Source organism: Bacillus sp. OV166 (genome assembly GCF_900177675.1).
GTDB lineage: Bacteria > Bacillota > Bacilli > Bacillales > Cytobacillaceae > Neobacillus.
On record NZ_FXWM01000002.1, the window covers coordinates 206683 to 226080 of the forward strand.

Genomic DNA, 19398 nt, shown 5'->3' on the forward strand with positions numbered 1-19398 from the left:
TTAAAATATTTGGTAATAATAAGTGGAGATACTTAATCGAAAGAACGGTGGTATAAGGTGAACCCTACTTGGGGAGATGTAGTAAAAAAACGAGAAGAACTCTCAACATTAAACCTTGATTATTATCTAAGACACAATTTATTTAATTTTGATTGGTGGTTAATTCTAGCCTTAACGGTATTTAGTTACATTATTTGGTGTAGATTTGTTGATAAAAAGCGAATAAGAGAAATTCTGCTTTTCGGTCTTATGATAATAGCTATTGCTGATTTTATTGATGTTTTGGGAACTGGATATATGCTATGGGGATATCCAAATATGATAATACCAGCAGTTCCGCCTTTATACGGTGTAAACTACGCATTCCTACCTGTAACTTATTCGCTTATTTACCAATATACTCAAAATTGGAAATCTTTCATCATCGCTATGGTAATAATGGCTATTGTTTTTGCCTTTATTGGAGAACCACTATTTATATGGCTTAAAATTTATGATCTGCATAACTGGAAATCGATTTATTCATTTCCACTTTATATTATTTTAGGTGTGATTGTTAAATGGACAATCGATAAAGTAAGTTTTATTAGCAAGAAGCAAACCAGTTAAGAAGAGTATTGTTCAACTATCCTAACGAAAGATTTTAACTGGGTGGAAATGAAATTACCTCGATCAGAGGATTTACAGAGAAACTCCCTTTCAATATGAAGGGAGTTTTTCTTATGGCTTTAGAATGTGAAGGATTGCACTTAAACAAACGGGTGCTAGAGTTAAAGATTGGGGGTTGCTGCGGCAGCCCTTTTCTTGTTCCACTAACGGGGCAGTTTAGTTCAAGAATGTTTACAAGATTTTTTTCAACAATTGGGCGGAATAGATAAGTTAAATAGGAAAGGAATTTAAATATTATTAGAGAACTAATAGATTAGAAATAATGCATACTCATCAAGAGACATTAATATGCATAACAGTGATAAAGGAGTGATTAATTTGAGTGATTTGAAAGTGATTGAAACATACAAAAGCTATCTGCAAAACTATTCTTTGGAGCAACTAAGGTATATAACTGATGAAGGTGTTTGGTCTATCGGTCAAATGTACGACCATTTGATCCTCGTTGCCCATGAGTACCTTGACAATGTGGAAACTTGTTCGGCAGCAGAGGAAGAGCAAAAGCTTGGGAAAACGGAATTTGGTGAGCATTTATATAAAATTGGAGGATTCCCACCAATAAAAATCAAGTTACCGGACGAATTAAATACCCCACCAAGCAATTCGGATAGTAAAGAAAACCTTATGAGTAGGCTAGATCAGGTAATGCAGAGGTTGAGACAATGGGAATCTAAAGTAGATTCTATAAATCCAAATTACAAAGTAAAACATGAGGGCTTTGGCTGGCTTAACGCTAGGGAGTGGTACGATTTGGTAAGCATGCATTTCAGTCATCACTTGCGTCAGAAGTGTGAATTAGAACAAAAACTTGTGTTCTTAGAACTTACAAGCTTAATGAATTAGAAAGCGAGTGTTGATTTATTTATTAAACTACCATGAAAATTAACTTCTGTAACTTCGGTAAAAAGGCAATACTTAAATAGACGCAGCTCATCCATTTTTTAAAAAAGAGCGGGGCGCCTGATCAAGGTGTTTATGGACTACGAGAATAATGGATTAGGATGCTTCGGTAATTGTCACATTATAACCTAAGTTTTCTAGTCTTTGATCCGAGTGCCGTACAATAGATACTTGTCTTTGTTTATCAAAATAATCTTCGCCTAAGTCAACGTACATTTCTTTTCGGGTTAGAAGGTAATATGCGATTCGTAACATCGCATGGGCGACTACAATTGCTGCCTTTTTCTTTCCTTTTCGTCCAGCTGTGCGTCTATACAGTGCACCGTGGTCGTTGGAGTCAGACTAACGGATGGGCTCTAAGGCACCAGAGTTTATCGACCTTCCTCTCCCAGCCTTAGGAACAGTATCGCCGGATTCAATATATTTCCATTCTTTGCGCTTCATGGATGGCTAACGGGTGCAAGAGTTGAAGATTGAATGCTGTCGCTGTGGCAGCTTTTCTTTTTGAGCTAATGAAGCTGTTTACTTCAATTAGCAGGTTTGATGTAATAAATGAAGAATTAGTATTAAATTTAAAAGTGGTGATAAAATGAATTTCAAAGCTATTAAAGGTGAATTTAAAACTTTTGAACAATTGGTTAAATCAATTGATTCAATCCCCAAAAAACAATCAACCTTGTTAATTGGAATAGATGGTTGTGGGGGTTCAGGCAAAAGTACATTCGCAAATAAATTAAAAGATGAATTTTCTAATGTAACTGTTGTACATATGGATGATTTTTATTTACCTTCATTAAAACATATAAACACAAATCCAAAGCAAAAGCCCATTGGTGCAGATTTTGATTGGAAACGTATATTAGATCAAGTTCTTGAACCTATTAGTCAAAACAAAGAGGGTCATTATCAGCGATATGATTGGGAGAATGATGATTTAGCGGAATGGCACACCGTTCCTGTTGGAGGAACCGTCGTAATAGAAGGTGTTTATTCCATTCGTACGGAACTTGCAGATAAATATGATTTTACAATTTGGGTTGATTGTCCACGAGAAACAAGGCTTGCACGAGGTCTTGAAAGAGATTCGGAAGAAGCTCGGGATATGTGGGAAAATAATTGGATGATTTCAGAAGATATCTATGTTGAAGAAGATAAACCTTTTGAGAGAGCAGATCTCTTAGTAAATGGAACAAAATAAATAACTTATTCAGCTAACGGGTGCAATAGTTAAAGATTGAGCTGCCATTTTGGCGGCTTTCTTATTGAGCTAACGGAGCAGGTTAGCTGAAAAATAGTTTTCTGAGTCATCAACAAAAATAGGCCAGATTAGTGAAATAGGAGTAAGTAAATAATATTTGAATTAAAGGAATAATTTTAAGATTCTTTAAAAATAGAAACGGATAAAAATAGGATACATATTTGCAATTACTTTCCCTAATGGTAAATTCTCCTTTGGAAAAAGGTATAAGGATGTAGCTATCGAAATATATAGACAAATAGGTGATTTTATCGAAGATATTCCAAAGAATGAGGATTACCAGTTTATTGTGGGTGCATTTTTTAGAATGCAATTGAAAGAGGAGGAGAAATGATATGTCGCAAACAATAATTCCCAGGGCTGCTGTGCGTGGGACAGCATCCGGAGTTCTCTTCATGGCGTTTTTCGGTACTCTGTGGGCGGGAATTGGTATAAGAGGATTGCAGGGCTGGGGATTCCTTTGGCTTTTGATCTTATCCCTGTTAATTGGTGTCTTACTGCTTATAGGCGGAATCAAATTGATAAAGAATTCAAGAAGGTTATCAAACGCTATGATGGAAGGGGATGCTACCCGTCGTTCGAAACGAATGGGTATGATGTTCGGTATTATTTTTGGTTTAGAAGGCTTGTTGATTGCCGCCGCCAGCGCAATATGCAGTGCTACCAATCATTTAGATTTGTTTGTCCCTGTGATGGCCCTTATTGTCGGTGCTCATTTTTTTCCTCTAGCCCATCTTTTTCGGGTAAGGATCCATTATATTGCAGGTACACTCCTTTGCTTGCTTGCTACAATCACATTGCTAACATTACCTGTGAGAGTTACCTTGGGGCATCATCAAATTGAGGTATGGTGGGCAACTGTCGGATTTGGCTCAGCCCTGATATTGTGGGGAACCGGGGTCGCAGTTTGGCTTACAGGACTTAGACTGCTGAAAAGGGCTCGGAATGGATTCAAAGAGGATGTGGATTCTTTCCGGTTGTAATGCGCTCTTTTTGATTATTGAATTAAGTTATTGTTCTTGAACAATGTATGTAACTTGTCCCTATTTCCGACTTCTGGAGGGGTGCAAATAGCGCACAACAATTTTATTCAGCTAACGGGTGCTTGTGTTTAACAAAGGGTTGCTGCGGCGGCTCTTTTTCTTGTTCCACTAACGAAGCAGGTTAGTTGAAGAACGGTGTTTAACTTGTGTTCAACAATCGGGCCATTTTCTTGAATAAGAGAAGGGATTATTCGTAAATAAATCGAAGTTAATCAGAAGATGTTACTTAGTTTAACATCGGGACGTACTACTCAACATTAAGGAGGAGATTGAATGAAGTTATTACAAATTAGACTATTGGTTAGTGATTTTAAAAAAAGCTCCAATTTTTACAAAGATTTATTAGGACTTCCAATAAGTTGGTATGAGGAAGAAATGGAATATGCACTTTTCAATAATGGAGAAACGAAAATCGAGCTTTTATCCCGAAAAGCCATGGCAGAAGTGGTCGGAGAGGAAAATAAATTTTTAGAAGGGGAATCTCAATCAAAATTTCTACTTCAATTTGAAGTAGAAGATGTTGATAAGACTTATAACCGTTTAAGAGATAATGGGATTGAATTTATTACTAAACCACACGATCGTAAAGAATGGAGATCACGTATTGCACATTTTCGAGACCCAGATAGGAACCTTATTGAAATATATAAAATGCTGTAATTAATTAGGGATTTTTCAACACTTATAGTAACTCCGCTTCAATTTATTCGAACGGAGTTATTTGTGTTGCTACCGATACGAATTATTAGAATAATTTTATACAAGAAAAAGGAGGAATTAACGTGAGAATAAAAATTGAAGAATATGAACTTCCCCATATAGATTCAGGTCCTTATGGAATTACTAGGGGAAAAGATGGTGCCCTATGGTTTACACAACATAAAGCGAATCAAATAGGTCGAATGACTGTTGATGGTAAAGTGACTCATATTGATCTTCCTACTATCAATGCAGGTGTGCTATCTATCACTTCTACAGATCAGGGTGATATATGGTTTACTGAAAATAGGACAAATAAAATTGGAAAACTAACATTAACAGGTGAAATCACTGAATATACGCTACCGAACAGCGATTCTGGACCTTTTGGAATCACGCAAGGACATAATGGAGACATTTGGTTTACAGAAATGAGCGGAAATAGAATAGGGAGAATCTTATCATCAGGTGAAATTATTGAGTATAATTTACCAGTTCCTGATTCTTATCCTTCTTTTATTGTGGCTGGATCTGATCATGCTCTATGGTTTACTCAGAATCAAAGTAATCAAATAGGTCGGATTACGATAGGTGGGGAAGTGACTCCATATAAGTTACCCACAAAACAGGCTGGTCCTGTGGGTATTACAAATGGACCGGATGGTGCACTTTGGTTTGTAGAAATTAACGGAAATAAAATTGGAAGAATTACTACTTCTGGAATAATAACTGAGTTTACCATTCCTACTCCGAATGCTCGTCCACATGCAATTGTAACCGGCCCTGATCGTGCTTTATGGTTCACTGAATGGGGAAGTAATCAAATAGGTCGAATTACAATAAACGGTGAAATTACGGAATATCCTATTCCTACGAAAAATGCGGAGCCACATGGTATGGTAGTGGGGCCTGACAAGGCCTTGTGGTTCGCAGAGGAATGCAATAAGTTAGGCCGGTTAAGCTTTGTATAAAAACCTTGGAACTATTGCCATCTTTTGTAAAACTTGGGTAATAAGTTGGAAGAAGTAGTGACAAATATAAGATAGATTTTTTACGAAGTGGTTAAGGTTATGGTTATGCCATTAAAGGGCGCTTTTCTTTAATAAGAAGGCGTCTTTTTGTATGGAGCAACACATTTAAGGGATTGGAGTTTATTAAGGTGTAGAAAAGATTGTGAAGGATTCTACTTAAACTCCCTCAGTTTGATACGATTTTCTCCCGAATACTCGCTAACGGGTGCAAGAGTTGAACACGGTGTTGCTGTGCAGCATCTTTTTTTATTGTGCTTATGGGGCAAGTAAGTGCAATAAGAAAATGTTATTGAAGTGTTTTTATGCTTGAATATTCAACAACCATAATGCTAACGATAGAATGGGCTAATGAAGAAAGGGAATTTATTAATCACATATAACATCAAATAAAGGTTCAATCTTTATGATTCCATTTTGGGAACAATAAAATAGTAGATAAAATTTAAAAGAATAATTTAAAAGATACAAATTCTACACTTTATTACAAATGACATTCAAGGAGCATAATAATGAAAAAAATATTAATCTGCATGTTTGCAATTGTACTATTAGTAGGTTGCGGTAAGGAGAAAGTTAAAGAGGATACAGTCAAGGAAGAAACTAAACAAGATGAATTCAACCCTGAAGCATTCCTAAAAGAAGCTGAAAAGCACGGCTTCGAGTGGTATGTAGCGGAATCTGCAAAGTTAACACCAGAAGAAATATCAGAGCTCGAAAAATATCAAGCTGATAAAGAAGCTAAAGAACTCGAAGCGTATCAATCTATACTGGACAATGCAAAAACTAAGGAATCTGTTAATGATGAAGGTCAAAAAGTTATTGAATATACGATGGTAAATACATTGGGGCATGATAAAGAGTTCTTTCAATTGCATTGGGTAGAAGGAGAGGATGAGAATGTTTCCGAAACAGCCGATAATGTGAAGGATGGTCAAGAGTTCACGTTAATTGTAGACCCGGCTTTTGATAAAAAATTGGATGATATTGATTTGAGCACGTTGAGTTTGACTGGGAGTTAGAATGATAGCATGTTAGGCTGTTTCTTATTTTTGCCTTCAATTAACGGGGGGCGATGCATTAACCAGGTATCGCCTTTTTGGTTTGATTAACTAATTGGAAGGTTCTTTTCGGTCGCTGGCGGGTACAGCACTGGAATGAAATCGACACAGGGATCTCTGTTGTTATCGGAATAACAGCCAGAGCAGCATAAGGCTTATCACTTATACTAACCGAACTCCCGATAGTCACATGGTAAGGTATGCAGATGATTGTGTGCCACGAAAACTGGCGAGGTGTGCCTGAAAGGCACAATCAACTAGTTGTGCTGCACTCAAGATGAGAGTAGGCCTCTCGCAATCGCTATACAGGTAGAGGTTGCAAACCACCTTAAGGTGCTTTAGTCAAAAGCTATGGTATTGAGCGTTAAGGAAAAGGCAGAGCAAGACTTTGTCAGGTACGTATTAAGGAGACGAAAACCATTGAACCGCTGAGGAAGTATCGAAAGCGTAGTGATGTCATCAAAACTGAGGGGGAGTCGTTAACTCAGGATTAGTTCGGAGGGAACCTGTTTACTGTCCGTTCGGTGACCGGTATAAAGGCGGCGTGAACTTAATACAGGCTTGAGTGTGGAACGTGGGAACCTACGACATGGATGCCAAGGGAGAAATTCAAGTGGATGCACCACAAGAATCAGAGTACCAATGCCATGTATAGGGGCGGAATAACCCGTAGTAGTAATGAAACCTCCTAACGGAGGAGGAGCAAAGGGGTTATGTTATTCAGTTTTATGACCAAGTCAACCATTTAAATGGGAGGAACTTATGAATAAAACAAAGTCGTTTGCGATATCCAAAAAGGTAGTTTATGAAGCCTTTCTAAGAGTAAAAGCAAATAAAGGGTCAGCCGGTATTGATGAAGAGTCGATTGAAGAATTCGAAATGAATCTAAAAGATAATCTCTACAAACTATGGAACAGAATGTCCTCAGGAAGCTACTTTCCTCCAGCAGTAAAAGCTGTAGAAATACCGAAGAAAGGTGGCGGTACTAGGACACTAGGGATCCCAACTGTTGAAGATAGAATTGCACAAATGGTCGTGAAGTTGTACTTTGAACCCTCGGTGGAACCTTTCTTTCACAAGGATTCGTACGGTTATAGACCCAATAAAAGTGCAATTCAAGCATTAGAGATAACCCGTAAAAGGTGCTGGAAATACAACTGGGTTCTAGAATTCGATATAAAAGGACTATTCGACAACATTGACCAAGGTTTACTAATGAAAGCAGTGGAAAAGCACACAAGTAATAAATGGGTAAAACTCTATATTAATAGATGGCTAAAGGCACCTTTTCAAACAAAAGAAGGGATAGTAGAACGGACTTCTGGTACACCGCAAGGTGGAGTTATAAGTCCAGTTCTAGCAAATCTATTTCTTCATTACACATTTGATAAGTGGATGACTATAAACCATACAAATAATCCTTTTGCGAGATATGCAGATGACGCAGTTATCCACTGCGAATCAGAAGCTGAGGCAACAGAATTGCTTATATCACTTAACAAAAGGATGAAGGAATGTAAACTGGAACTACATCCAACCAAAACACGAATTGTGTATTGTAAAGATGCAGATAGGAAAGAAAATCACGAAAATATTTCGTTCGATTTTCTTGGATATACGTTCAGACCAAGACGTTCCAAAAACAGATGGGGAAAGCATTTTATTAATTTTACACCAGCGATTAGTAATAAGTCTAAGAAATCAATTCGGCAAAAAGTAAGGGACTGGAAGCTACAGTTAAAAGCCGAAAAGGACCTTACGGACCTATCAAATATGTTTAACTCACAGATTATAGGGTGGATTAATTACTATGGCAAGTTCTACAAATCTGAAATGTACTCAACATTAAGACACATCAATAAAGCCTTAATAATGTGGGCAAGGAAGAAATACAAAAGGTTAGCTCGTCACAAGAAAAGAGCTGAATACTTATTAGGTAGAATTGCAAAACAGATTCCAAAACTATTTAAACATTGGGAAATAGGTATCAAGCCTACGGCTGAATAATGGGAGCCGGATGAGCTGAGAGGTTCACGTCCGGTTCTGAGAGGGGCTACTGGGGAGGTTCCAGTGGCCTACTTGCCTTGTATGCTGTTTTCAATATAAGAGCGAAGCTTACTCGGAAGTTTCCTTGTTTACTCTTACCACAGTAATGTGTAAAACCTTCAAGATTTCTTCCATTCCTTAAAGCTGAGATTAAAGAAGTTTAGCTTAGAAATAGCTGAGGATAAAACCAAAATTATTTAAGAAATCAAAGGTTGTTGGTTTACCCTCTCCCGTTTGATTTGCATTTTTCTCCGCAAACCTCCCGAAGGGACCATGGCTTGGTGCCTCACTTAGCGCTTCGACTGAGATAAAGGAACTCATAAGATGTTAGCAGAGAAGGCCCATTTTGTTCGGGAAGAGATCAAAATCGTTTGCGTTGAGCTTTTTTCTTTATGTCCATAATAAAGGAGTACAAAGAACCTTCTTTGAGCTTTATACTAGTTTAAAGAGCAATTGAACAGTTCGAACCACATAACAACAAGAACAGTTAAGCAGTTTTCCTGTACTATGTACTAAAATCGCTAACAATCCAAATAACTCAGCACAAAACTTACGATACTAAAAAGTTATAAGTATAGTTAAAGATATTAAAATGATTCCGTCATTTTTAGTGATTAATAAATCTCATCTTTTAATCTTAGAGAGAGGTTTGTCAAAGGGAATGGTTTGATCACCTCCCTAATTATAGGGAGATGAAGCCGCAATTAATTTCGCAGATTATTTAAAAAAAATAGAGGTGTCTACTTAATGAACAATATTCTCATCATTGCTCCCTATGAAGCCTTAGTAGAGCAGGCCGAAAGAATGAATGAAATTTGTGATATACCTTATACCGTTATTCCAGGGAATCTCAAGGAAAATCTTGATGAAATCAGATCTTATATCAATCAAGGTGTAAAGATCCTTATCTCCCGTGGGGGAACAGCCCAAGCTTTACGAAATTCATTCGATTTACCTGTCATCGAAATACCTGTTACGTCTGTCGACATTTTAATGGCGTTAAGTAAGGCAAGTGAGCAAGGTTTTAAAAAAATCGCCTTTATCACGACGTTAAATATTTTATTTCAAGCTAAGCATTTTAATAACATTATGGACATAGATTTGCAAATCTTGCCCTGTCAAGATGCTAACGAAATACCTGCAAAGGTGAAACATCTAATAGAAGACCAGGGAATAGATGCAGTAGTGGGTGATGTAGTAGCCACACAACAAGCGATAGAGCGTGGAATCTATGGATGTCTTTTAGAATCGGGTCCTATGTCCCTTCAAATAGCCCTTAATGAAGCCGCAACAATTTTAAAATCAATGGAAAAGGAGAAGGCTCGTTTAAAGCAACTTGAAGCGATTCTTAATTTTACAACTGAGGCAGTTCTTACAATAGATGATAATGAGAAGGTTACCGTATATAATGCATCAGCTGAGAGAATATTTGGCGTGCCAATAAACCAGGTTCTCGGGAATAAGTTAACTGAGTGTTTACCCGAAAGTCTATTGAATAAAGTTTTATCCGAACATAATGAGGAAAAAAATATCCTTCTTAAGATTAATGGAAAGAAGATTGTTTGTAACCGGGTTCCTATTATCATTCATGGTAGGTTCCATGGAGCAGTGGCTATTTTTCAAGAAATTGGTGAAATTCAAAATTTAGAAATGAACATCAGGACTAGGCTTAATGAAAAAGGATTAGTGGCCAAGAAATCTTTCAATGATATTCAGGGTGGTAGCCCAGAAATGCTCAAATGTATTCAGCAAGCGAGACAGTATGCTAAATCTAACGGTAGAGTTTTAATTTATGGTGAGACGGGGACAGGAAAGGAACTCTTTGCACAGAGCATTCATAATGAGAGCAAGCGGGCTAAGGGACCTTTTGTTTCCGTTAACTGTGCTGCATTGAGTGAAAATCTACTTGAAAGTGAGCTTTTTGGATATGTCGAGGGTACTTTTACAGGTGCACTGAAAGGAGGTAAGATGGGGCTTTTTGAATTAGCCCATGGAGGTACATTATTTCTCGATGAATTAGGGGAAATCTCCCTTAATTTTCAAGCGAAACTCCTAAGGGTATTGCAAGAAAAGGAGGTTCGACGTGTTGGAGGAGATCGGGTAACTCCTATTGATGTTCGGATCATCTGCGCTACGAACCGGGATCTGCGTGAAGAAGTTCGATTGGGGCGTTTTCGTGAAGATCTTTATTACCGGCTGAGTGTATTGGAGTTACAATTAATGCCACTCAGGCTACGTAAAGACGACCTCGTCCCTATGGCTATAAACTTTTTCAAGAGTGAATGTATAAAAGAGCAAAAGGTTTTGTTTTTACCGCTGGATCAACTTTTTGATTGTCTAAAAAGTTACGATTGGTTTGGTAATGCACGGGAATTGCAAAACTTCATCGAAAGGTTAGTCATTAGTACAGAGGAGGGTGAAGAGTTAACAGAGTACAAGATTCGGGAGCTGTTGGCTGAGAAGAAAGGGAAACTTTACGACAGAGTGGGACAAAATCAAGACGAGTTACAGGTCACCATTTCAAATCGATTTGAGGATATGGAAAATCAGCTCTGGAAGCAGCTTCTTGAGCGTTATCATGGAAACAAGGATAGACTTTGCAAGGATTTTGGAATAAGTAAAACTACCCTTTGGCGTAAGTTGAACTTTCATAAATGAGTTGCATCATTTTATATTTGAAAAACAAATTCAAATATGAAAGATAAATTTAAATAAGCTTTTATAAACAGCTTCTTGTTCTTTACTGAATAGGAGCTATTTTTTGTGCCTGACAACCTTAGATTCGGCTGTTTGGTTATTTTTTTAAAAGTTTTATAGGAACTTGATTTTTGGCATGAAATTTGCATTTTAAATTTAGTATCCAGTTTGAAAGGCAAATTAAAGAGGAGGACTAAAATGTTTAAAGGAATTTTTTCACCCGTTATTACTATCTTGGACCAAGAAGGAAAGATTAATTTTGAGGGTATGCATGAACATATTGACTATTTGATTACTAATGGTATCGAGGGTCTGCTATTTCTTGGCAGCATGGGAGAGTTCTTCGCATTTAAACAGGAAGAGAAAAAGGAGTTTATTAAATTTGCAATCGAAAAGGTGAATCACCGGGTACCGGTTTTAATAGGGACAGGAGGAACCTCCGTCGAAGAAGTGGTCAATTTAACTCAGTTTGCGGAGGATGAAGGCGCAGATGCTGCGGTCGTTATCTCACCATACTATTTCAAGCTCGATGATGAAAACCTATATAACTATTATGCAGCTGTTGCTCAGTCCACTAAGCTTCCGATTATGATTTACAATTTCCCTGACAGGACCAATGTCAATATAAGTCCTGAGTTAGTTCTAATGCTTGCTCAAGATTTTCCAAATATTGTCGCAATAAAGGATACGGTCGATAACATTTCACACACTCGTCAGTTGATTCATGTTGTAAAATCTGCGGTTAAAGACTTCAGCGTTTTCTCTGGCTTTGACGAATATTTTATTCCGAATCTAATGGCCGGTGGAGACGGGGTCCTGTGCGGACTTACGAACATAGTACCGGAGCTTTTCAGTGAGCTTTTTAAAGCCTACCAGGGTGGGGATTTCTTTAAGGTCGTTTCGAGTCAGAAAAAAATTAGTAAGCTTTTGAGTGTTTATGATGTTTCACAACCTTTTGTTGCAGCAATAAAGACAGCGGTTATGCTTAGAGGAAGAACAATGATACCAATGGTCAAAGCACCAGGGACTATGTTGGATGAGCAAGGAAAGGAAAAAGTAAGAAGTATTTTGGTTACAGCTAACATTGATTGAAAAATAGGGGGAGAAAATATATAAAAGTTAAGGAACACCGGATGTTCCAAAGATTACTTTAAACCGGTAAAGTAGTTATAGTAGAGATTGAGAGACTAGTAAGATTAAAGAAAAGATTTATAGAAGAATAGAATAAAAAGGAACAATTTTATTTTACAAGGGAGGTCAAGTAGACCCCCTTGTTTTTTTATACTTTTGTTTTTTGAATTTTCCGATATTTTTTTGTAAGGGGGGGTATTTCTAAAGAGTTTTAGATGTGCTTAAACTTCACAGTTCTCCTTTTAGATCGAATTTAGGACATGGAAAAACAGCTCTGGAAGCAACTACTTGAACGTAATTAATGGATACACTTTACAAGGATTTAGTATAACAAAACTACCTTTTATGTCAAAAATTTACATTTTTAAATGAGTCTTCAAATCTTTCATATTTGAAATATGAATTTCAAATATGAAAGATTTGAAGTAAATAAGTAATTAAATTAAATAGTTTCTTGTTCTTTAATGAATAGGAGTTATTATTGTTGGAGCCTGACAAACCTTGATTTGATAGATTGTTTGGTGTTTTTTTTTTGAAAAATAATATCATCTTTCTTTTTGGCACGAAATTTGCATTTAAAATTTATGAGAACTCAAGAAAAATTTAATTGGGAGGGAAACAACAATATAAACGCTCTAATTAATATTTAAAAGGAGGACTATATGCGTATTATTTCTTATTTAAATGAAAAGTCAGTTCCAGTTCTTGCTGCTTTAACAAATGAGGGGCTTATCTATTCACTGCCGCAAAAAGACTTCTTGGAGTTAGCTCAGCAAGCCAAAGATCAAGATACTTCTCTTCTTCATTTTGTTGAAAGCGCTATCTCTACCTTAGATCCAATATCACAATCTCTAGAAAAACTATCATTGCTCGTTCCGATTGAAGCTCCTGAAGTGTGGGCGGCCGGTGTTACATATGAAAGAAGCAGGGACGCCAGAAACTTCGAATCTATTGATGGAATAAACGGTTTAACCACTGTCTATGACAAGGTCTATGATGCCAAACGTCCTGAAATTTTTCTTAAATCCACTGCCGCAAGGACAGTGGGTCCAAATGATAAGCTATATCTTCGAAGTGATTCCCAATGGCAAATCCCTGAGCCAGAATTAGGGCTTGTCATTAATAGCGAGGGAGAAATTTTAGGTTATACCATTGGAAATGACATGAGCTGCCGTGATATTGAGGGGGAAAACCCACTTTATTTACCCCAGGCAAAAATCTGGAGAAATTCCTGTTCTATTGGTCCAGCCATTCTTCTATCTGAAGCGGTTTCAGATCCTTATCAATTTGAAATTACCTGCAGAATCTATCGGAACGGCGATAAAGTGGTGGAAGGAAGGGCTAATACCCGCCAGTTAAAGCGGAAATTTGACGAGCTTGTTTCATATCTCCTTAAAGATAATCAGATTTTTAACGGCACTGTTTTATTGACAGGCACATGTATTGTTCCCTCAAATGAATTTACGTTAGCAGATGGAGACCAAATAGAAATTGACATATCTGATATTGGGGTTTTACAAAATACTGTCCAACTTGCAAAAAACGTAGTACACAATTTGTAAGCCATTCTCTAACTATTTTTAAAAGAAGACCAATATAAAGCAGGGGAGATTTAAGATGAGTACAGCTTTTAAAACGGTGATGATGAAGCCGAATGATAAAGTGGCTGTGGCTTTAGAGGGTATTCCAGCAGGGAGTCATGTCAAGGTCACATGCCAGGGGAACAGCTTTGACGTTGAATTAAAGGAAAAAATTGAATTCGGGCATAAATTCGCTGTCAAGTCGATCTCCAAGGGGGAGGATATTCTTAAATATGGTGAAGTGATTGGTTCAGCCACTACAAAGATTGATATTGGTGAACATGTTCATATTCACAATCTGGAAGGAAAAAGAGGACGGGGGGATAAAGTTGAATAGTGGAAAGAAGTTTTGGGGATATAGGCGCCCAAACGGTCAAGTAGGGGTAAGAAACCACGTGTTAATCTTGCCTACGATTACTTGTGCAACCCAGGCAGCAAAACAAATTACCGAATTAGTGCAAGGCACGGTCTCTTTTATACATCAGCATGGATGTGCACAGGTAGGTGTAGATTATGATCAAACATTCCGTACTTATGTAGGAATGGGGGCCAATCCGAATGTTTATGGCGTGGTAGTTCTAGGGCTTGGCTGCGAAACCCATCAAGCACGCAGTGTTGCAGGAGAGATAGCCAAGACAGGAAAGCCGGTTGAAGTGGTTTCCATTCAGGACCACAATGGAACACTTGGTGCCATCGCTGAAGGATCTAGAATAGCAGTGAAAATGGTACAGGATGCATCCGCCCAAATGAAGGAACTCTGTGATTTCAGTGAGCTCATTATCGGGACCGAGTGCGGCGGTTCGGATGCATGTTCCGGTCTATCAGCCAATCCAGCCGTAGGGGTCGTTAGCGACATGCTTGTTGATAACGGAGGTACTGCGATTTTAGCAGAAACGACAGAACTAATTGGTGCTGAACATCTATTGGCACAACGTGCAGTCGATGACAGGACAGCCAAGCGAGTATATGAAGTAATCGGTGCTATGGAAAATCGGGCCATCATGATGGGAGTAGATATCCGTACAGGGAATCCAAGCCCTGGAAATATCAAGGGAGGGTTGAGTTCTCTCGAAGAAAAATCATTAGGTGCTTCAAATAAGTCTGGCAGCAGCCCTTTACAAGAAGTGATCGATTATGCACAAGTCCCATCCAAAAAAGGTCTGGTTTGGATGGATACTCCGGGGCATGATATTGAACAGCTAACGGGGATGGTGGCTGGTGGAGCACAAATCGTTTTGTTTACTACAGGAAGAGGTACACCTACCGGATCACCTATTGCTCCTGTTATTAAAATTGCAACCAACACTGGAATTTTTGAAAGAATGGGAGATAACATCGATTTGAATGCCGGAACGATTATCGAAGGCATTGAATCAATTGAGTCGGTTGGCCAGTATATTTTTGATGAAATTGAGCTTGTTGCTTCTGGAAAGCTGACGAAGGCAGAAATTCTGAAGCAGTATGATTTTGGTATTTGGCGCATTGGCCCTACATTTTAGGAATATGGAAAGGAGTTTTAATCATGACCACTTCAGTTCAGGTAAAAACCCATCTTAACTATATTAACGGAGAATGGGTATCATCCCTCAGAAATAAAGTCGGCGCAGCCATTAATCCTGCCAATAAAAATGAAATCGTCGGCTACGTACAATGCTCGACAGGGGAAGATGTTGACAGGGCTGTGGCTGCAGCCAAAAGTGCGCAAAAAGAATGGCGCCGTCTTTCAGGAGCAGAACGAGGTGATTATCTCTATAAAATAGCAAATAGTCTGGAAAGGCGGCTTGAAGAGGTTGCCGAAACGATGACAAGAGAGATGGGTAAAACGTTCCCTGAAGCAAAAGGAGAGACAATGCGCGGGATTGCCATCCTCCGTTACTATGCTGGTGAGGGGATGCGCAAAACGGGTGATGTGATACCATCCACTGACAGCAAGGCGTTAATGTTTACGACACGCGTTCCGCTTGGAGTCATCGGTGTAATTTCTCCTTGGAATTTTCCGGTAGCCATCCCGATATGGAAGATGGCCCCTGCCTTGATTTATGGGAATACCGTTGTGATTAAACCGGCACAGGAAGCAGCTGTTACAGCAGCCAAGATTATGGAGTGTATGCATGAGGCCGGCATCCCGGCTGGTGTAGTCAATATGGTTACCGGGGCTGGGTCCGAAGTCGGCACAGCAATCGTCAACCATTCAGACGTAAACGGCATTACGTTTACAGGCTCCAATGCCACTGGGAAACAAATTGGTCAGGCAGCTTTGGCTCGCGGAGCAAAATATCAGCTGGAAATGGGCGGGAAAAATCCTGTCATTATTACAGCAGATGCGGATTTAGATCTGGCGGTAGAAGGAACAATTAGTGGCGGCCTTCGTTCGACAGGACAAAAATGTACTGCTACAAGCCGGGTATTTGTTCAGGCAGAGATATACGATGCATTTAAAGAGAAACTGCTTGAACAGGTAAAAAATATTACAATTGGAAACGGCATGGAAGGCACTTCATGGATGGGACCATGTGCCAGTGAGAATCAGATGAATACCGTACTCTCTTATATTGAAAAAGGGAAAGCAGAGGGTGCAAGATTAATATACGGCGGTGAACGGTACACGGAGAACGGAGGCGAAAACGGTTTTTTTGTCCAACCTGCCATATTTGAAGAGGTTACGAATGGAATGGTCATTGCCCAGGAGGAGATCTTTGGTCCGGTGCTGGCTCTTATAAAAGTGGAATCAATTGAAGAAGCGTTAACGCAGGCTAATGATGTCGAGTACGGGCTTAGTGCCTCCATTTATACAAAAGACATCGGCACCATGATGTCGTTTATCAACGACATCGAGGCTGGACTTGTACGTATTAACGCGGAAACTGCGGGTGTTGAATTACAGGCACCATTCGGCGGCATGAAACAGTCCAGCTCGCATTCCCGTGAGCAGGGCCAGGCTGCGGTCGAATTCTTTACCGCAATCAAAACAGTATTTGTAAAGGCATAGAAAGATAGATTCATTAAGATCGTTCCCTAAAATCTTCTTAGATTTTAGGGGGACGGCATTAAGTTAAAAAGGTTCATTTATTAATCTTGCGATCGTGTTTAAATGATTAGAAATAAAGCAGAAAATTGTAAGACTCAGAATTTTTTCCTCTTTAGACTGTGCACGATGGCTATCTATCATTTGATTAACCAAGGAATGTCTGAAATTGTTATAATATTCTTAATTTCATTTGGAAGCGATTTCAATAATAGGAGGTTTTAAAATGAGAGAAATAAATCAAAAAAGAACGAAAGTTCGATGGAAGATTGCCATCTTCATGTGGGCAGCCATAGCCATTAATTATTTGGACCGTACAGTCCTATCTGCCACCACTCCGTCTATAATGAAGGAATTTGGAATAAATGCTGCTGAAATGGGAATAGTCATGTCTGCTTTCTTTTGGACCTATGCGTTGTTTCAAATTCCTGCAGGGTGGCTGGCTGATAAAGTGGGACAGCGGTTCTCACTTGCTTTAAGCGTTGCCTGGTGGTCCATTGCTACGGCATTGACAGCTGTTAGCCAAGGAATGAAATCCCTCATCATATTTCGTTCCTTATTGGGAATGGGAGAGGCAGGAGCATATCCAAGCTCTGCCGGTGTGACTGCAAAATGGTTCCCTGATAAAGAACGTACAAGAGTGTCTGCTATTTTCGACAGCGGTTCTAAAGTGGGTACGGCAATAGCCATGCCGTTTGTTGTTTGGTTAATGACTGATTTTGGATGGAAAGTTCCGTTTATTGTATCTGGTCTGTTAGGATTAATTTGGGTAGCTGTTTGGTGGGCCTATTATCGTGATCCGGAAAAGCATTTGTATGTAAACAAAGAAGAATTAACCTATATTCGTGATGGTCAGGTAAAAAAGGAAGGTCTTGCTAAAGAGCAGCCGATGAAATGGTATCAACTTCTTAAATACCGTAATATTTTAGCAATGTGTGTTGGGTTTTTCATGTTAAACTATGCCATTTATTTTTTTATCACTTGGTTCCCGACTTATCTTGTACAAGAACGCGGCTTCCAATTGATGAAAATGGGTTGGGTATCCATGATTCCTCCACTCTTTGGTCTAGTTGCTGAACTTTTAGCGGGCTGGTTTTCCGACCATCTTTATTCTAAAGGCTATTCCTTAACCTTTGTTCGTAAATTAAACCTAGGTGGAGGTATGTTATTGGCAACCTCGATTGCTTTTGCGGGGCTGGTTAATTCAGCTGTTCTTTCTATCGCTTTACTATCGATTTCCTATGCGGGTTTAACGACTGCTGCTTGTGCTATTTGGTCACTTCCTGGAGACGTAGCCCCGGTAAATATGACTTCAGTTGTTGGAGGACTTCAAAACTGTGTGTCAAATATGGGTGGCATTTTGGGTCCGATTGTAACCGGCTTTATAATTTCTACTACCCACTCATTTACCCCTGCACTTATAGTGTCAGGAACTGCTACCTTAATCGGTGCATTAACCTATCTCTTTTGGCTTGGCAAAGTTGAACCTATTGTTCCTAAAACAAGCAGTAATCTAGGAAAAATAGATAACCATTCTATAAACATTTAAGAATCATAAAAGCTTATTAAAAGTTGAAAATAGAGGTTTTCATGTCCACGAATACTTAAAATAACAAAAGCGGACCGAAATGGCACAAGATCAAATCTTATACTAATCACTTAATGAGCTGTTCAAACTGCTGGGCAGTTTCTTTTTTTAATGACTGTGTTAAAGATTATTGTTGATTTTTAACATGTAAATTGAAGCGGAAGGGGATTTTTCAGGTGTAATACTTTAAATTCTTTATACTTTCTTCAACTAATGGGGTGCTTGTGCGACCGAGCATAGGTCGTATCATATAGCGGGTGGGATTCCCGTCGAGTAAGAACTAGCCATTCGCTCGTAGCGAGTCTTGGAGGGCTAAAGGTAACTTTAGTCTTTAAGCGTAGACAGTTAGGTGGAGCAGCCGTCAAGGCTGAGAATCTTATGGAGTGGAAGTCTCCTGTCATCAATTGACCGATTCGGATGACTAGCATATCCAATGCGTAACGGCCAATGCAAGCATGGTCCAATCGCGGTTCTATATCCACAAGGAACCTGGTATAAAGAAATGAATAAAACAAAAAGTGAAGAACTAATTCGTCAATTGAAAGAAAACGACAATGTTCATTTAGGCTCTGAACTTTATTACCATGATGGTAAAACATTTAAGAATCATGAGAGTGACCTTAACATCTTATCTCTTTCTCGAAAAAGCGTTTCTGTATAACAGGACGCTTTT

Annotated in this window: 17 protein-coding genes; all 17 read left to right on the forward strand. The window is 38.7% G+C overall.

Annotated features, from left to right (window positions below; all coding sequences use genetic code 11):
- Positions 1 to 57: 57 nt before the first annotated feature.
- The 17 genes from CCK98_RS32670 to CCK98_RS32750 all read left to right on the forward strand — a co-directional run bounded on the left by CCK98_RS32670 (position 58) and on the right by CCK98_RS32750 (position 19386).
- On the forward strand, positions 58 to 609 hold the full coding sequence (locus CCK98_RS32670; RefSeq protein WP_088090780.1) for a CBO0543 family protein: 552 nt from the start codon (positions 58 to 60) through the stop codon (positions 607 to 609).
- A 113-nt stretch (positions 610 to 722) separates the two neighbouring features.
- Positions 723 to 878 (forward strand): hypothetical protein, encoded by a 156-nt coding sequence (locus CCK98_RS35850; RefSeq protein ID WP_179196060.1) that lies wholly within the window; start codon positions 723 to 725, stop codon positions 876 to 878.
- Between the two features lie 109 nt (positions 879 to 987).
- Complete coding sequence (locus CCK98_RS32675; protein ID WP_088091080.1) at positions 988 to 1512, forward strand: DinB family protein; 525 nt, start codon at positions 988 to 990, stop codon at positions 1510 to 1512.
- A 646-nt stretch (positions 1513 to 2158) separates the two neighbouring features.
- A complete protein-coding gene (locus CCK98_RS32685; protein WP_088090781.1) occupies positions 2159 to 2767 on the forward strand; it encodes a uridine kinase in 609 nt (202 codons plus the stop codon).
- A 395-nt stretch (positions 2768 to 3162) separates the two neighbouring features.
- On the forward strand, positions 3163 to 3810 hold the full coding sequence (locus tag CCK98_RS32690) for a hypothetical protein (RefSeq protein ID WP_088090782.1): 648 nt from the start codon (positions 3163 to 3165) through the stop codon (positions 3808 to 3810).
- Between the two features lie 333 nt (positions 3811 to 4143).
- Positions 4144 to 4530, forward strand: coding sequence for a VOC family protein (locus CCK98_RS32695; protein ID WP_088090783.1), 387 nt, complete (start codon positions 4144 to 4146; stop codon positions 4528 to 4530).
- 122 nt (positions 4531 to 4652) lie between these two features.
- The gene (locus CCK98_RS32700; protein ID WP_088090784.1) at positions 4653 to 5540 is read left to right on the forward strand and encodes a Virginiamycin B lyase; all 888 of its coding nucleotides are present in this window, start codon (positions 4653 to 4655) and stop codon (positions 5538 to 5540) included.
- Between the two features lie 569 nt (positions 5541 to 6109).
- Complete coding sequence (locus tag CCK98_RS32705) at positions 6110 to 6619, forward strand: hypothetical protein (RefSeq protein ID WP_088090785.1); 510 nt, start codon at positions 6110 to 6112, stop codon at positions 6617 to 6619.
- A gap of 801 nt (positions 6620 to 7420) precedes the next feature.
- Positions 7421 to 8665: a group II intron reverse transcriptase/maturase gene (ltrA, locus tag CCK98_RS32710; RefSeq protein WP_088087260.1), complete on the forward strand. Its 1245-nt coding sequence runs from the start codon at positions 7421 to 7423 to the stop codon at positions 8663 to 8665.
- A gap of 786 nt (positions 8666 to 9451) precedes the next feature.
- A complete protein-coding gene (locus CCK98_RS32715; RefSeq protein WP_088090786.1) occupies positions 9452 to 11362 on the forward strand; it encodes a sigma 54-interacting transcriptional regulator in 1911 nt (636 codons plus the stop codon).
- A gap of 237 nt (positions 11363 to 11599) precedes the next feature.
- Entirely contained in the window at positions 11600 to 12493 is an 894-nt protein-coding gene (gene dapA / locus CCK98_RS32720; RefSeq protein WP_088090787.1) for a 4-hydroxy-tetrahydrodipicolinate synthase, read from the forward strand.
- Between the two features lie 701 nt (positions 12494 to 13194).
- Entirely contained in the window at positions 13195 to 14094 is a 900-nt protein-coding gene (locus tag CCK98_RS32725; RefSeq protein WP_088090788.1) for a fumarylacetoacetate hydrolase family protein, read from the forward strand.
- A gap of 55 nt (positions 14095 to 14149) precedes the next feature.
- Positions 14150 to 14449: a UxaA family hydrolase gene (locus CCK98_RS32730; RefSeq protein ID WP_026563296.1), complete on the forward strand. Its 300-nt coding sequence runs from the start codon at positions 14150 to 14152 to the stop codon at positions 14447 to 14449.
- Entirely contained in the window at positions 14442 to 15611 is a 1170-nt protein-coding gene (locus CCK98_RS32735) for a UxaA family hydrolase (RefSeq protein WP_256942617.1), read from the forward strand. The genes CCK98_RS32730 and CCK98_RS32735 overlap by 8 nt, the downstream gene beginning before the upstream one ends.
- A 23-nt stretch (positions 15612 to 15634) precedes the next feature.
- A complete protein-coding gene (gucD, locus tag CCK98_RS32740; protein ID WP_088090790.1) occupies positions 15635 to 17101 on the forward strand; it encodes an alpha-ketoglutaric semialdehyde dehydrogenase GucD in 1467 nt (488 codons plus the stop codon).
- Positions 17102 to 17363: 262 nt separating this feature from the next.
- A complete protein-coding gene (locus tag CCK98_RS32745; RefSeq protein WP_088090791.1) occupies positions 17364 to 18686 on the forward strand; it encodes an MFS transporter in 1323 nt (440 codons plus the stop codon).
- Positions 18687 to 19158: 472 nt separating this feature from the next.
- Positions 19159 to 19386, forward strand: coding sequence for a hypothetical protein (locus CCK98_RS32750; RefSeq protein WP_179196061.1), 228 nt, complete (start codon positions 19159 to 19161; stop codon positions 19384 to 19386).
- The last annotated feature ends 12 nt before the right edge of the window (positions 19387 to 19398 follow it).